The sequence below is a fragment of the Roseovarius sp. genome, assembly GCF_040219995.1.
Classification (GTDB): Bacteria; Pseudomonadota; Alphaproteobacteria; order Rhodobacterales; family Rhodobacteraceae; genus Roseovarius.
In genome coordinates this window covers 1-13,554 of record NZ_JAVJUC010000012.1, presented here as the reverse complement: position 1 = coordinate 13,554, position 13,554 = coordinate 1, and the positions used below count along the sequence as shown (strand labels likewise).

General features: G+C 64.5%; 14 protein-coding genes and 1 tRNA gene. 9 read left to right on the top strand and 6 right to left on the bottom strand.

Features of this window, described 5'->3' with window-relative positions:
- Positions 1-56 precede the first annotated feature (56 nt).
- From RID11_RS02815 to RID11_RS02805, 3 genes are read left to right on the top strand one after another with little or no spacing between them, the layout of a single operon-like run.
- Entirely contained in the window at positions 57-659 is a 603-nt protein-coding gene (locus tag RID11_RS02815; RefSeq protein ID WP_350135836.1) for a MarR family winged helix-turn-helix transcriptional regulator, read from the top strand.
- Entirely contained in the window at positions 656-1,843 is a 1,188-nt protein-coding gene (locus RID11_RS02810; RefSeq protein WP_350135834.1) for an MRP-like and DUF971 domain-containing protein, read from the top strand. Before RID11_RS02815 ends, RID11_RS02810 begins: the two co-directional genes overlap by 4 nt.
- Positions 1,836-3,059, top strand: a complete 1,224-nt coding sequence (locus RID11_RS02805; RefSeq protein WP_350135832.1) for a NifU family protein — start codon at positions 1,836-1,838, stop codon at positions 3,057-3,059. The genes RID11_RS02810 and RID11_RS02805 overlap by 8 nt, the downstream gene beginning before the upstream one ends.
- A gap of 19 nt (positions 3,060-3,078) precedes the next feature.
- Here RID11_RS02805 and RID11_RS02800 read toward each other — a convergent pair whose 3' ends face one another.
- Together RID11_RS02800 and RID11_RS02795 are read right to left on the bottom strand one after the other, a co-directional pair.
- Positions 3,079-4,038, bottom strand: a complete 960-nt coding sequence (locus RID11_RS02800) for a DUF808 domain-containing protein (protein WP_350135830.1) — start codon at positions 4,036-4,038, stop codon at positions 3,079-3,081.
- Positions 4,039-4,279: 241 nt separating this feature from the next.
- Positions 4,280-4,353 (bottom strand) — tRNA-Cys (locus tag RID11_RS02795).
- Between the two features lie 155 nt (positions 4,354-4,508).
- Between RID11_RS02795 and RID11_RS02790 the strand changes: the two genes are divergently transcribed.
- The 3 genes from RID11_RS02790 to RID11_RS02780 all read left to right on the top strand — a co-directional run bounded on the left by RID11_RS02790 (position 4,509) and on the right by RID11_RS02780 (position 7,521).
- On the top strand, positions 4,509-5,162 hold the full coding sequence (locus RID11_RS02790; RefSeq protein WP_350135828.1) for a protein-L-isoaspartate O-methyltransferase family protein: 654 nt from the start codon (positions 4,509-4,511) through the stop codon (positions 5,160-5,162).
- A gap of 34 nt (positions 5,163-5,196) precedes the next feature.
- Positions 5,197-6,612 (top strand): TolC family outer membrane protein, encoded by a 1,416-nt coding sequence (locus RID11_RS02785; RefSeq protein WP_350135826.1) that lies wholly within the window; start codon positions 5,197-5,199, stop codon positions 6,610-6,612.
- Positions 6,613-6,684: 72 nt separating this feature from the next.
- On the top strand, positions 6,685-7,521 hold the full coding sequence (locus tag RID11_RS02780) for a hypothetical protein (RefSeq protein ID WP_350135824.1): 837 nt from the start codon (positions 6,685-6,687) through the stop codon (positions 7,519-7,521).
- Here the strand turns inward: RID11_RS02780 and RID11_RS02775 are convergent.
- Both RID11_RS02775 and RID11_RS02770 read right to left on the bottom strand, forming a co-directional pair.
- Positions 7,518-8,969 carry a cobyric acid synthase gene (locus RID11_RS02775; protein WP_350135822.1) on the bottom strand — a complete coding sequence of 484 codons (1,452 nt, stop codon included), beginning with the start codon at positions 8,967-8,969 and terminating at the stop codon, positions 7,518-7,520. The two genes, RID11_RS02780 and RID11_RS02775, sit on opposite strands and share 4 nt — an antisense overlap.
- A gap of 109 nt (positions 8,970-9,078) precedes the next feature.
- A complete protein-coding gene (locus RID11_RS02770) occupies positions 9,079-9,399 on the bottom strand; it encodes a DUF6280 family protein (RefSeq protein WP_037248548.1) in 321 nt (106 codons plus the stop codon).
- A gap of 216 nt (positions 9,400-9,615) precedes the next feature.
- Between RID11_RS02770 and efp the strand changes: the two genes are divergently transcribed.
- Entirely contained in the window at positions 9,616-10,179 is a 564-nt protein-coding gene (efp, locus tag RID11_RS02765; protein WP_074786789.1) for an elongation factor P, read from the top strand.
- Positions 10,180-10,235: 56 nt separating this feature from the next.
- On the opposite strand, the gene RID11_RS02760 is transcribed toward efp, so the two are convergent.
- Together RID11_RS02760 and RID11_RS02755 are read right to left on the bottom strand one after the other, a co-directional pair.
- Entirely contained in the window at positions 10,236-11,432 is a 1,197-nt protein-coding gene (locus RID11_RS02760) for a pyridoxal-phosphate-dependent aminotransferase family protein (RefSeq protein ID WP_350135820.1), read from the bottom strand.
- A gap of 99 nt (positions 11,433-11,531) precedes the next feature.
- The gene (locus RID11_RS02755) at positions 11,532-12,209 is read right to left on the bottom strand and encodes a TIGR04283 family arsenosugar biosynthesis glycosyltransferase (protein ID WP_350135817.1); all 678 of its coding nucleotides are present in this window, start codon (positions 12,207-12,209) and stop codon (positions 11,532-11,534) included.
- A 64-nt stretch (positions 12,210-12,273) separates the two neighbouring features.
- Here RID11_RS02755 and ygfZ point away from each other — a divergent pair, with 64 nt between their 5' ends.
- Positions 12,274-13,023, top strand: a complete 750-nt coding sequence (gene ygfZ / locus RID11_RS02750; protein WP_350135815.1) for a CAF17-like 4Fe-4S cluster assembly/insertion protein YgfZ — start codon at positions 12,274-12,276, stop codon at positions 13,021-13,023.
- A 118-nt stretch (positions 13,024-13,141) separates the two neighbouring features.
- Positions 13,142-13,471 (top strand): BrnA antitoxin family protein, encoded by a 330-nt coding sequence (locus RID11_RS02745; RefSeq protein ID WP_350135813.1) that lies wholly within the window; start codon positions 13,142-13,144, stop codon positions 13,469-13,471.
- The last annotated feature ends 83 nt before the right edge of the window (positions 13,472-13,554 follow it).

Here is a 13,554-nt window from a genome sequence, read left to right as displayed (position 1 = left end):
ATCATATAGATCGTGCGGCCCTTGTCAAACTGGTTTTGAATCGCTATTAAATCACCATGCCAAGCCGTGCCCCCCACATTGAAAATCTTGAACAGTTGGCCGAGATGCTGGTCCATGTCGGGCGATCCGCGCGTGCCGAGGGGCGCGAGGATATCCTGACGGCCGCGCAATGGACGGCCCTTCGCTTCTTCGCCCGCGCCAACCGGGCCTCGCGCACGCCGTCGGCCTTTGCCAGCTTTCAGGCGACGACGCGGGGCACGGCCTCGCAGGTGATCAAGTCATTGGTGCAGAGTGGATATCTTGAGCGCCATGCCTCGGAGACCGACAAGCGCAGCGTGCGTTTCGAGGTGACGGGGCAGGGCCGCGATATCCTCGAACGCGACCCGTTGCGCCATCTTGTTTCAGCACTTGCCGGGCTGAGCGAGGCTGACCATAACACCCTCGCGCGTGCCTTACCGGATATCGCCTCAAACCTCGCACGAAGTCGCGGGGATCGCGGCTTTGGAACCTGCGGCGATTGCCGCTATTTCGAGGATCGCGACGGAGCCGCCTATTGCGCCTGCGTGGCCAGCGACCTCGCGCCGTTCGAGATCGGCCAGCTTTGCGCGAATTTCTCCACCACCCCGACAGAGACCGAACCAACAGGATCCAAGCCATGAGCCAGACCAGCCAGAATGAAGACCCGCGCAGCGGCCTGCCTGCGATGATCGCGGTCAGCAGCGGCAAGGGCGGCGTCGGCAAATCGACCGTGACGGTCAACCTCGCCCTCGCCCTGCGCGAGAGCGGGTTGCGCGTGGGGATCGTCGATGCGGATCTCTACGGCCCCTCCATTCCCGGCATGCTGGGGCTGTCGGACAGCGGAACCCCTGCCATGTCGCCCGAAAAGAAGGTGATCCCCGCCGAGGGGCATGGCATCAAGGTGATTTCGATGGCGATGCTGACCAGCGACGACAAGCCCGCCGTGCTGCGCGGCCCGATGGTGACCAAGTATTTGCAGATGTTCATCACGCAGGTCGATTGGGCGGGCATCGACCTGTTGCTGCTCGACCTGCCGCCGGGGACGGGGGATGTCCAGCTCACCCTCGCGCAGGCCTTTCCGCTCACCGGTGCGGTGGTGGTGACGACGCCGCAGGATGTCAGCCTGCGCGTCGTGCGGCGCGGGTTGCGGATGATGGAGCAGGTGAGCGTGCCGATCCTCGGCGTGGTTGAGAACATGAGCGGCTTTACCTGCCCGTGCTGCGGCACGGTCACGGATATTTTCCGGCAGGGCGGCGGCGCGCGGATCGCGCAGGCGCTCGACGTGCCGTTCCTCGGCAGCGTGCCGCTGGACCCGGAAGTGGTGGAAAGCGGCGATACCGGGCGGCCTGCGATCCTGAGCGCACCGCAGGGCAAGGCCGCGCAGGCGTATCGCGATGTGGCCTCGGCCCTTGAGGGCCGGGTGGATGGGGCCCGGCGCGGCCTGCGCACTCCGTTTGACTGGCAGGTGGCCAAGGGCACCGGACAGCCCGCGCCCGGTGCCGTCGACCCGGATGGCAACCCGGAATTGCCGGTGGCGCTGCGCTATGACGACGCGACCCTGCGGATCACATGGGAGGACGGGGCCGAGATGGCCGTGAGCCCGCGCGACATGCGGCTCGCCTGCCAATGCGCGGCCTGCCGCGACGAGATGTCAGGCGTGCGCCTGCTCGATCCCGAAAGCGTGCCGCTCGACGTGGCACCCACGCGGATCTGGAATGTCGGCAATTACGGGATCGGTGTGGCGTTCAGCGATGGTCACAGTTCGGGGATTTACACCTTCAAGGCGCTGCGCGCGATGGAGGCGAGCGATCTCGAAGATGTCTGACGTGACCCATCCCAAGCGCCGGATCCGCGCCCAGGCCTCGGACCGTGACCCGATGACCATGCGGTTCCTGCTAGACAGCGATATTCAGCCCGGCCAGAGTGCGCGCTTTACGGCGGCCGAGGCGGGTATCGCCCCCTTGGCCGAAGCCCTTTTCGCCATCGACGGGGTGACGCAGGTGCAGGTCAGCGGTGCGTCGATCCATGTCCGGCGCGTCGACGGGGCGGAGTGGGCGGCGCTCAAGCCGCGCATTGCAGAGGCGGTCCGCACGGTCCTTGATACCAGCGACCATCCGCTTGGCGTGGCGCAGACGCCCCAAGACGACGATGCGCGCCTGTTGCGCGAGGTGCAGGACCTTCTCGACCGGCAGGCCAATCCGGCGATTGCCGCGCATGGCGGCAGTGTCAGCGTTGACCGGGTGGAGCAGGCCCGCGTCCATCTGCGTTTTGCCGGGGGGTGCCAGGGCTGTGCGGCCTCGTCCCAGACCCTGCGCGAGGGGATCGAGACGATGCTGCGCGCGGCCCTGCCGGAGATTGCAGAGATCATCGACGTGACCGATCACGACGCCGGGGTGAACCCCTATTACACGTCCGATGATGGCCCGTCGCCGAAGTTGACGCGCCCGGTTCCCGCCTCGGTCGTGGACCGGAGTGACGGCGAGTTGCGGATCGACCCGGAGTTTTTGTCGCGGCGTCTCGGGCTGACACCGGAAACGCTGTCGGCGGGCCTCGCCAATGGCGATATCGAGCGCCATGTCGAGACGCGCGCCGGTCAGAGTGGCCCGATCACCCGCGTTGCCGTGTTTGCGCCGACCCGGGCCTGGGCTGCGGACCTGCACGACAACGGCCGGATTTTCGAAGTGCCGCCGCCGCGCAGGCCGACCCCGGAAAAGGTGCAGGAGCCCAGCCTCGCCGACCGGCTGCGCGCGCATCTTGCGCGGCTTGGCCCCGATGAGATACCGATCACCTATGGCGCGCTCGCGCGGGCCGTTGGGCTCTATCTGCCCGGCTCGGTGCGCAAGGTGACGCAGGCACTGGAGACCACGATGCGCGAGGATGCCGCTGCTGGCCGGCCCTTCGTCGCGGCGCAGGTGGTCAACCGTCATTCTGGATTGCCCGGCAATGGGTTCTTTCACCTTGCGCAGTCCCTCGGAGAGACTATTCCGGCGGACCCAGAGGCCCTCGCCAGGTATCGGCAAACGCCGACCGCACGGCCTTGACGCGTGCCCCGGCGCGGGCTCAGGCCTTTTCGGGGAACAGCCAACCCGACACAGGTACCAGTGCGCGAGTGACAACCGGCATCAGGACCAGACCGGCCACCAGCCCGATGATCCCGTCGAGTCCCGCCGTCACCCCCCATGTCACAAAGCCCGTGGCAGAGCCAACCGCCTCTGCCACCAGATGGGCGGCCCGCTTGATCTGTTCATAGGGTAGATGCCAACCCAGATCGTGCAGCCCGTGCACGAGGATGCTGCCCCCGACCCAGAGCATGGCCACGGTGCCTATGGTGGCGATCACCACCATCACGGCGGGCATGGATTTGACGATGCCGCGGCCCAAGGCACGGGTCGCGGCTAGGCGGCCCTTGGCGGTCAGGAAAATTCCCAGATCGTCGGCCTTGACCAGTAGCGCCACGGCCCCGTAGACCAGCGCTGTGATCCCGATGGCCACCGCCGCCAGCGCTAATGCCTGGATCCAGAAACTGTCGATGTCGATCTGCGACAGCGAAATGGTCATGATCTCGGCGGAGAGAATGAAATCGGTCTTGATCGCGCCTTTCACCCGCTGCTCCTCGAGATGCGCCGCGTCGAGCGTCTCGGCCTGCTGCGGCCCCTTGTCTTTGTGCGGCACGATCAGGTGCCACACCTTCTCGGCCCCCTCGAAACACAAATACGCCCCGCCGATCATCAGAAGCGGCGTCAGCATCCAGGGTAAAAACGCCTGCAACAGAAGTGCGGCGGGCAAGAGAATCACCAGCTTGTTGAAAAACGACGCGCGGGCGATCTTCCACACGATGGGCAATTCGCGCGCGGCAGGTAAGCCGGTCACGTATTTCGGGGTTACGGCGGCGTCGTCGATGACCACCCCGGCGGCTTTGGTCCCGGCCTTGCTGGCCTGTGCTGCCACATCGTCGAGCTGCGTCGCGGCCAGCTTGGCAATTGCCGCCACATCGTCGAAAAGCGCCAGTAATCCACTCATGGTACTCTCTGCCTTGGTTCGCCGCGCCGACAGCCGACCCTTCCCGAGAGCAAAGACTGCCCGGCGACGATGTCTCAGTTTCGCGTCGTGTTCAAGGCACGGACGCCTGTGCTCTGCGGGAATTCCGAGGCGCCTGGCCGCATCACAGGATTGCATTCGCAGAAAGAGGGGGAACCCCGGCACGAGATTGCACGGCAAAAGCCGACCAGCGGTGGAGGCGATCCGAGGGGTTAATCCAATATGGAGGCGAGTACCGGAATCGAACCGGTGTACACGGATTTGCAATCCGCTGCGTCACCACTCCGCCAACTCGCCGCTCCAGGTGGTTGCGACGGATTATCCGATCCGTGTCGGCGGTGCAAGTGGTCAAAGCGGCGTTTTGACCGGGAGGCGGGGCCATAGACATTGCCGCCGCCCGGGTTCTGTGTCAGAACCCAAACGATAGGATTCCGAACGCAAGAGTTTCGCTCATGACCGACTATGCCGCCCGTCGCACCATGATGGTGGACACGCAGGTTCGCCCCTCTGATGTGACCAAGTTCCCGATCATCGACGCCATGTTGTCCGTCCCGCGTGAGGCATTTGTACCGGATCGTCTGCGCGAGGCCGCGTACCTTGGCGAGAATCTCGATCTGGGAGAGGGGCGTGTGATGCTCGACCCGCGCACATTGGCCAAGATGCTCGACGCGCTGGACATCGAGGGCGACGATCTTGTGCTCGATATTGGCGCTGCGCATGGCTATTCGTCGGCGGTCATCGCACGGATGGCCGAAGCGGTTGTCGGGGTTGAGGCTGACGCGGCGCTCGTCGAGGAGGCGCAGCGCACGCTGCTTGAGCATGGTGCAGACAATGTCATCATGCAGCAGGGCGATCTGGCCACAGGTGCGCCGGATCACGGCCCCTATGACGTGATACTTCTGCAAGGTGCCGTGGAGCATCTGCCCGAGGCAATCGCGGACCAGCTCAAGGAGGGCGGGCGCATGGCGTGCCTGTTCATTGAGGCGGCGCTTGGCGTGGTGCGTATAGGTTACAAGATCGATGGCCGGCTGAACTGGCGCTATGCGTTCAATGCCGGGGCACCCGTGCTGCCGGGGTTCGAGCGGCACGCGGCCTTTACACTCTGAAACCTAGCGCGCACGGCGCAGGAAGGGCGAAGACATGACGTACAGGTGGACCCGCGCAAGTCTTTGTGCCGCTGTCGCGATGGTTGGGATGCTGGTCGCGCCGGTTGCGACACGGGCAGAAACCCTAGCAGATACGCTCAAAAGTGCATATCTTAACAGTGGTTTGCTGGAGCAGAACCGCGCTCTTCTGCGCTCGGCGGATGAGGATGTGGCGCAGGCGCTATCGGCTCTGCGGCCGATCATCAACTGGACTGCGGATATCACACGTGATTTCAGCAGTGCCCGTGTCTCTGGTCGGACCCGTAACACCACAAGCACCGGGACCACCGCCAACCTCGGGATCACCGGTAGCCTTCTACTATATGATTTCGGGCGCAACGACCTGTTGATCGAGGCCGCTAAAGAGACCGTCCTCGCCACGCGGCAGACGCTGATCAGCGTCGAGCAACTCGTGCTGCTGACAGCGGTACAGGCCTATATGAATGTGATCCGCAATCAGGAATTCGTGGCGCTGCGGCAGAACAACCTGCGGCTTTTGCGCGAGGAATTACGTGCGGCGCGTGACCGGTTCGAAGTCGGCGAGGTGACGCGGACCGATGTGGCCCAGGCCGAATCAGCAGTGGCGCTCGCGCAGAGTGGATTGGCGGCGGCGCAGGGTGATCTGACCCGTGCAATCGAAGAATTCCGTGAGGCCGTGGGCCGCGATCCGGGCGCGTTACGCGCTCCGGGGGATCTGCCCGGCCTCTCAGGCGACGTGAACGCGGCCAAAGCGGTTGCCGTGCGCCGCCATCCCGATATTCTGGAAGCACAGCGCAATGTTGCGGCGGCGGAATTGAACATGCGTGCGGCAGATGCCGCGATGAAGCCGACTCTGAACCTGACTGCACGCCTGGGAACCTCGGATGATATTATGGATTCGGACCAGTCGCGCAGCGGCAGTGTCGGATTGGAACTGACTGGCCCGATCTATCAGGGTGGGCGGCTCTCGTCTCAGGTCCGGCAAGCCATGGCGCAGCGTGACGCACAGCGATCGCAGCTGCATCTGGTGGGTCTGCAGGTCAAGCAGGACGTGGGCAATGCCTATGCCAATCTGCGTGCCGCGCGGGCCAGTCGGGATGCGAGCCGCGAGGCCGTGCGCGCCGCACAGGTCGCGTTCGAGGGCACCCGCGAAGAGGCCAAGCTGGGCGCACGCACCACGCTGGACGTACTCGATTCCGAGCAGGACCTGCTCGACGCGCAGGCCAATCTCATCTCGGCCAATGCCGACGTGGTGATCGCCGCCTATTCGGTGCTGGCCGCGATCGGCGAGTTGACGGCGGGGGATCTGAACCTCGGGGTGCAGACTTATGATCCGGCGGCATACTATGATCTGGTCAAGACAGCCCCGGTTCCGATCAGCCCGCAGGGTCAAAAGCTTGACAAAGTGCTGCGCGCGCTTGGTAAAAAGTGAAAACTGTCTGAATCGGTTGTGTGAAATGGCACCCGGGGGTAAACTCGGGTCAGGCAAGAATGGTAGCAGAGCATGTCCGAACCCGTGACCAATGTTGATATTGAGGATGTGCTGTCCTCAATCCGCCGGCTCGTGTCCAACAGCAATGATGGGCAGGGTGATCATGCGTCGTCTGATGAAAGCAAGTCGGACAAGCTTGTATTGACCCCATCCTTGCGGATCGACGAGTCGGCGTCCGAGGCATCTGATGCTGGGGCGGCCGCCGAGGAAATAGCGCCGGTCGCTGATGCGGGGCCGCGATCCACGACCGCGGTCGAAGACCCGGAGCCGCAGGACGGCGATGACACGCCCAACAGTGACGGCCCTGCGGTGGAGGACAACGACGCATACGGTCCGATGACGCGGGATGGTGCAGAAAGCGCGGAAAGCGCCGCTGAAGCCGGTGGCGTCAAAGAGCGGGATGACGCGCGCGACACGCAGAGCGAGGACGAGACAACGCCGCTCGGCGCGCAGGCGGCGGAGTTCGAGGCGGCCGTGGCTAATCGCGACGATCAATGGGAGCCGGATGGCCTGTCAGAGGATGACTACGCTGGCGGCGCGGTAACGGCGCTTGACTGGCAGGATGCAGACGAGTTGTCGTCGGACCCGGATCTGGATGCTGCGGACGAGCAGGTCTCTGATTCCTATGCGCAGGCATGGGATGCGGACGAGCCGGAAAAGGAACGCGTGTCCGAGAACGCCTTTTCTCTCGATGATGCCGTGATCGACGAGGACACGCTGCGCGACATGGTGGCGGAGATCGTGCGGCAGGAATTGCAGGGTACCCTTGGCGAGCGGATCACGCGCAACGTGCGCAAGCTGGTGCGTCGCGAAATCCACCGTGCCTTGACGAGCCAGGATTTTGACTAGGGCAGGTCTGCGCTCAGCGATAACAGCAAATCCAGATCCATATGCATCTCCAGATGCGCAGCGAGCGCATCCAGCGTGCGCTCGACCGTGCTGTCGTAGAGCAGGGCCGAGGACGCACCAAGCCCGGCCAGATAGGTGGCGCGGAAGGCGTCATTTCCGAACAGTCCATGCAGATAGGTGCCCCGGATGCGCCCGTCCTCCGAGGTGGCGCCGTCGGGCCGCTCTCCCACCTTTAGCCAGGCGCGGGCGCAATCCGGCCCGCTGGTTTCGCCAAGGTGGATTTCATAGCCCGAGAGGGGCGCACCGGTGGCAATGTCCTGTGCGTCGCTGAGCGCGAGATGCTTGCGCGGTTGCATCACGGTGTGTACGTCCAGATGCCCCAGCCCGTCGACCGTACCGGGCACGCCTTCGATCCCGTCCGGATCGGCAATGGTGCGGCCCAGCATCTGGTAGCCGCCGCAGATCCCCAGCACGTGCCCCTTGCGCCGGACATAGGCGGCAAGGTCGATATCCCAGCCGTTGGCGCGGAACGCCGCCAGATCGGCGATGGTCGATTTGCTCCCTGCGATCAGGATCAGGTCGGCATCGCCGGGCAGGGCGGTGCCGGGTTCGACGATCTCGACCGTAACGTCCGGCTCGTTCGCCAGCGGCGTGAGGTCGTCGAAATTGGCGATGCGCCCGAGATGCGGTACGGCGATCTTGCAGGCACCGCCCTGGGACGAGGTCAATTCCAGAACATCCTCGGGCGGCAGGCGCCAGGCATCGTGAAACCAAGGCACCACCCCGAGTGAGGGCCAGCCGGTGCGGTTGACGATCTCTTGCAACCCGTCATCGAAGAGGCGCACATCGCCGCGAAACTTGTTGATGGTAAAGCCCATGATGCGTGTGGCGTCTTGCGGCGCAAGCACCGTCTGCGTGCCGACGATCTGAGCGATTACTCCGCCCCGGTCGATATCGCCGACCAGAATCACCGGCACCCCTGCCGCCTCGGCAAAGCCCATGTTGGCGATATCGCCCTTGCGCAGGTTGATCTCGGCAGGGCTGCCCGCGCCTTCGACCAGAACCAGATCGGCGGTGCTGCTCAGGCGCGTGAAACTCTCCATCACCGGGGCCAGCAGGCGGGGCTTTTCGCCGGTATAGTCGCGTGCGCCAAGACTGCCCACGCGCTTCCCCTGCACGATCACCTGAGCGCCGGTCTCGCTCTCGGGTTTCAGAAGCACCGGGTTCATGTCGGTATGCGGCGCGCGGCCCGCCGCCATCGCCTGCAAGGCCTGCGGCCGGCCAATCTCGCCACCATCCTCGGTCACGGCGGCGTTGTTGGACATGTTTTGCGCCTTGAACGGGGCGACATTCAGTCCACGCCGGGTGAATGCGCGTGCCAGCCCGGCCACCAGCATGGATTTTCCGACATTGGACCCGGCACCCTGTATCATGATTGCGCGTGTCATGGCCTGCCCCTGCTGTGGTCCGCTCGTGTCGTGATACCGACCGGATGCCATAAAGCAAAGGCCCCGCCGCGTGCGGCAGGGCCCTTGAACCAAGTAGTTCGGTCGGTGGTCAGGCGGCTTCGGCCTGTGCAGCGGCATTGCGCCGCTCGCTTTCCTCGCGCGACAGGGCAACGGAGGTGCGAACCCCCTTGGACACGAAGTCCATCAGGCCAGAGACAACGCGCTCGTTCGGATCGATACCCGCACAGCTGAGAACCTCACGGCCGTCGCGGGAGCGCGCCCAACGAGCGATCTGCTCGGGGCCATTGCCATATTTCTTGTCGTCGGAAATGGCATCATCCAACGCAGCCAGTACAACGGCTGCAAAAAGTTTGCGCGCACGGTTGCCCTGTTCAGCATTGAAAGCCGTGCCGTCAACGAAATCCTTCATCATTCGTCCTGTTCTTATTGCTCTTGTGTTTTGGGCGTGAGGGTGGTTATGACGGAGTTTGAGCGATTCGGATAGAGCGGAAACGCATAGCATACATGCAATTTTTGCATAGCTTCGCTGTCCACCAGACGATATCTCGTTGTCTTGCCACCTAGCATGACGCGAGATATAGGTGCCGATGATGATTTATCAACCTTTTGTCATGGTTTGAACACAATGCCCAAGATCAACGGAAACGAGATACGCCCCGGCAACGTGCTGGAGCATAATGGTGGCCTCTGGGCCGCAGTCAAGGTCGATCACGTGAAGCCCGGCAAGGGTGGTGCCTTTGCTCAGGTAGAGATGCGCAACCTGCGCAACGGATCGAAGCTGAACGAACGCTTTCGCAGTGCCGACAAGGTCGAGCGCGTGCGACTGGAGCAGAAGGATCAGCAGTTTCTCTACCAGGAGGGCGAGAATCTCGTCTTCATGGATACCGAGACCTACGAGCAGATCGAACTGCCCGCAGAGATCCTCGGCGAGCGTCGCCCCTTCCTGCAGGACGGCATGACCATCACCGTGGAATTCCACGACAGCGAGGCGCTGAACGCAACTTTGCCGCAGAAAGTCACGTGCAAGATCGCCGAGACCGAGCCGGTCGTCAAAGGTCAGACCGCGGCCAACAGCTTCAAGCCCGCGATCCTCGACAACGGGGTCAAGGTGATGGTGCCGCCCTTCGTCGGGCAGGACGAGGATATCATCGTCAACACCGAAACCATGGAATACGCCGAACGCGCCTGATTGCTGTTGGGGCGACAGAATTTGATGCGGGCCCCGTTTTGGGGCCCGTTTGCCATTCAGCGCCCGGCGATCACCTGCGCTGCCGCTTGCTGTCCTCCCGGCCCATGCGGGATGTCGAGCGCGATCAGCCCGGATTCGATCGCGCCGAGCGCGCCGAGGATCATATGCGCGTTGACATGCCCCATATGACCGATCCGGAAAAACCCGTGCCAGGCTGGGTCGCCGGGCTCTGCCATGCCGAGGCCAATGCCGAGTGTCACGCCGGCATTGTCCTGCACCCATTGCCGCAGTGCCGATCCATGAGGTGCACCGATCCGGAGCGCCGTCACGGCGCGGCTGCGCAGATTTTCATCGGCGATGTTGAGCTCCAGCGGGCCGGTTTCGCCCCATCTGTCGCAGGCCGCCCAGATCGCGCGGGCCAGCGTCTCGTGTCGCGCCCAGATCGTCTCGATCCCCTCGGCCCGAATGAGATCGAGCGCCGCGCGCAGGCCGAAAAGATGATGGGTCGGTGCCGTGCCGCCGAAATACTGGTAGAACATCTGCGGGTCGGCCCGATTGGTCCAGTCCCAATAGCGGCTGACCCGTTCCATCCTGCGCCGGGCATCCGCTGCCTTGTCGGAGAAAAACACAAAGCTGAGGCCCGGCGGCACCATCAGCCCTTTCTGGCTGCCCGCCACCATCACATCGACGCCCCAGGCGTCCATCTCGAAGCGGTCGCAGGCCAGCGAGGCGATGCAATCGGCCATCAGGAGCGCGGGATGCCCCACCGCGTCGAGCACCGCGCGCATCCCCGCGATATCGTTGCGCACCGACGTGGAGGTATCGACATGGGTGGCCAGCACCGCCTTGATCTCATGCGCCTTGTCGGACCGCAGCGCGTCTTCCAGCCGGTTCAGATCGACCGGCGCGCGCTTGCCGAAATCGAGTATGTCGACGGCGATTCCCTGGCCCTCTGCCACCTCGGCCCAGCCATGCCCGAACCGGCCTGTCGCGGGGATCAGAACCCGCGCGCCGGGGGTGATGACATTGGCAAGTGCGGCCTCCCATGCGCCGTGCCCGTTGGCGATATAGATCGCCACATGGCCCTCGCTGCGCGCCACGTAGCGCAGATCGGGGACGAGGTCCGCTGTCATCTCGATCAGGTCACCCTCATAGATATTGGGGGCCGCGCGGTGCATGGCGCGCAGCACCACTTCGGGCATGACGGAGGGGCCGGGAATGGCAAGATAGGGGCGGCCGCTGGCAAGGCTCATATGGGTCGGTCTCCTGTTCGGGTCGGCGCAGACCTTACGCCGTTGCCGGGCGGCGTCAATCCGGCTCCGGCCAGTACGCGCCCGCCATCCCACAAGGCACTAGCGTCGATAGGCCTTTGCCAGCCGCTTCGGGTCCATTCCGCACAGATAACGGATCAGCGTCAATAAGTTGCGTGTCCCGCGCCGCAGCCAGCCATCGCGCCGATAGCGCGCGGATGAGGTGGTGACGGTCAGCGGCAATAGCGTGATCCGGCCCTTGAGGGCACGCGCCATCGCCACGTCTTCCATCAGCGGGATGTCCTGAAATCCGCCCGCTGCCTCGTAATCGGCGCGTGCGATCAGCAGGCCCTGATCGCCATAGGGCAAGCCGAACAGACGGCTGCGCAGGTTGGCCCAACCCGCGACCAGTGCGGGCATTGGGCCGGACGTGTCGAAGCCGAGCCGAAAGGCCGCCGGGCCGCCTTTGGCGATCTGTGCCTGTACGGCTTTGGGCCAGCCGGGCGGCAGCACCGTGTCGGCATGTAGGAAGAGGAGCCAGTCGCCGCCCGCGACCTGTGCGCCGCGCCGCAGTTGTCCGCCGCGTGACGGCGCGCATTGGACGATGATCGCGCCGGCCGCGTCCGCGATGCGCAGGGTCGCGTCGCCGGAGCCGCCGTCGCTCACGATCAACTCGCGGATCACACCAGCCTCCAGCCCTTCGACCAATGCACCGAGGCAGGCGGGCAGGCCTTGGCCCGCGTCGAGCGTGGGAATGATCACCGAGAGCGCGGCGCGCATGCGAGGACCCCTTTCGTGTCAGGCATGACGCCCTATATTACACGGCAGACGGCAGGGGAACGGCATGGCGCGAAAGATTTTCGAGATCACCGGCACGGATGCGGAGCATTTTCTGCAAGGCCTGACCACCAATGACCTGGGCGGGTTGGACCGTGGCCTTGTCTATACCGCGATGCTGACCCCGCAGGGCAAGTTTCTTGCGGATTTTTTCCTTTTGCGGCAAGGTGATGCGATCCTGCTTGATGTGGATGACAGCCTTGCCGACGGGTTGGGCCAACGGCTCAACATGTACAAATTGCGCGCCGATGTGGCGATATCCGAGAGCGATTTGCGGGTCCGCAGAGGCACGGGAGAGGCACCGGACGGGGCGTTAACCGACCCGCGGCACCCGGATTTGGGCTGGCGGCTCTATGGGGCGGAAGAGGGCGACGATGGCAGTGATTTCGACCTTATTCGTGTTGCGCATTGCATCCCCGAGACGGGGGTCGAACTGACGCCGGATACGTTCATCCTGGAGGCCGGATTTGACCGGATCAACGGGGTGGATTTCCGCAAGGGCTGTTACGTGGGGCAGGAAGTGACCGCCCGGATGCGCCATAAAACCGAGCTGCGCAAAGGACTTACGCTGGTGGCGGTGCATGGCGAGGCGCCCGTCGGCACGCCCGTCACCACGCCCGAAGGCAAGGCGGCGGGGACGCTGTTCACCCAGGCCGGGGGGCGGGCGATTGCCTATCTGCGCCATGACCGGGCGGTGCCGGGGATGCGCGCGGGCGAGGCGCGGGTCGATCCGCTGCAGGTCAGCGCGGAGCCCTGAGACGCGGGCTGTATCACGTCGGTATTGCGTCGGTATCGCGTCGGTGCCCGTGCGCGGGGGCAGGGCGGCGTTAACGTGGCTGCGGGCAGGGTGAGTTTTCGCCAAACCGGAGACCCAAATGGCCCGCATGACCAAGACCGAAGCCCGCGCCCGCGACATGCTGATGCGCGACCTCATACATCTGAGCCGCGAGGAGTGGGTGCCCGCCACGCTGGCCGAGATCGTGCCCGAGGCCTGGCACACGCTGGAGGCCGATCTGGAGGTCGAGGAGCCGCGCGAGAAGGTGACGCTCTATCTCGACCGCTCGGTGGCCCGGTTCTATCGCGGGATGGGGCGGGGCTATCACGGGCGGATCAACCGGCTGCTGCGGACATGGGCGCAGATGAAGATCGCCGGCGAGGTGCGGCTGGATGCCTATCTGGAAAAGCGGGTGACGGGGGAGGAGTGACGCGGCTGTGTGGTGGGTTGGAAACCCACCCTACGCTTGCCGCCTGATTGTCATCCTCGGGCTTGACCCGAGGAACTCTCCCC

Bases quoted from the DNA above. Each gene is read 5' to 3' on its own strand.
- RID11_RS02815 (WP_350135836.1), top strand. From the start codon at position 57: ATGCCAAGCCGTGCCCCCCACATTGAAAATCTTGAACAGTTGGCCGAG.
- RID11_RS02810 (WP_350135834.1), top strand. From the start codon at position 656: ATGAGCCAGACCAGCCAGAATGAAGACCCGCGCAGCGGCCTGCCTGCG.
- RID11_RS02805 (WP_350135832.1), top strand. From the start codon at position 1,836: ATGTCTGACGTGACCCATCCCAAGCGCCGGATCCGCGCCCAGGCCTCG.
- RID11_RS02800 (WP_350135830.1), bottom strand. From the start codon at position 4,038: ATGAGTGGATTACTGGCGCTTTTCGACGATGTGGCGGCAATTGCCAAG.
- RID11_RS02790 (WP_350135828.1), top strand. From the start codon at position 4,509: ATGACCGACTATGCCGCCCGTCGCACCATGATGGTGGACACGCAGGTT.
- RID11_RS02785 (WP_350135826.1), top strand. From the start codon at position 5,197: ATGACGTACAGGTGGACCCGCGCAAGTCTTTGTGCCGCTGTCGCGATG.
- RID11_RS02780 (WP_350135824.1), top strand. From the start codon at position 6,685: ATGTCCGAACCCGTGACCAATGTTGATATTGAGGATGTGCTGTCCTCA.
- RID11_RS02775 (WP_350135822.1), bottom strand. From the start codon at position 8,969: ATGACACGCGCAATCATGATACAGGGTGCCGGGTCCAATGTCGGAAAA.
- RID11_RS02770 (WP_037248548.1), bottom strand. From the start codon at position 9,399: ATGAAGGATTTCGTTGACGGCACGGCTTTCAATGCTGAACAGGGCAAC.
- efp (WP_074786789.1), top strand. From the start codon at position 9,616: ATGCCCAAGATCAACGGAAACGAGATACGCCCCGGCAACGTGCTGGAG.
- RID11_RS02760 (WP_350135820.1), bottom strand. From the start codon at position 11,432: ATGAGCCTTGCCAGCGGCCGCCCCTATCTTGCCATTCCCGGCCCCTCC.
- RID11_RS02755 (WP_350135817.1), bottom strand. From the start codon at position 12,209: ATGCGCGCCGCGCTCTCGGTGATCATTCCCACGCTCGACGCGGGCCAA.
- ygfZ (WP_350135815.1), top strand. From the start codon at position 12,274: ATGGCGCGAAAGATTTTCGAGATCACCGGCACGGATGCGGAGCATTTT.
- RID11_RS02745 (WP_350135813.1), top strand. From the start codon at position 13,142: ATGGCCCGCATGACCAAGACCGAAGCCCGCGCCCGCGACATGCTGATG.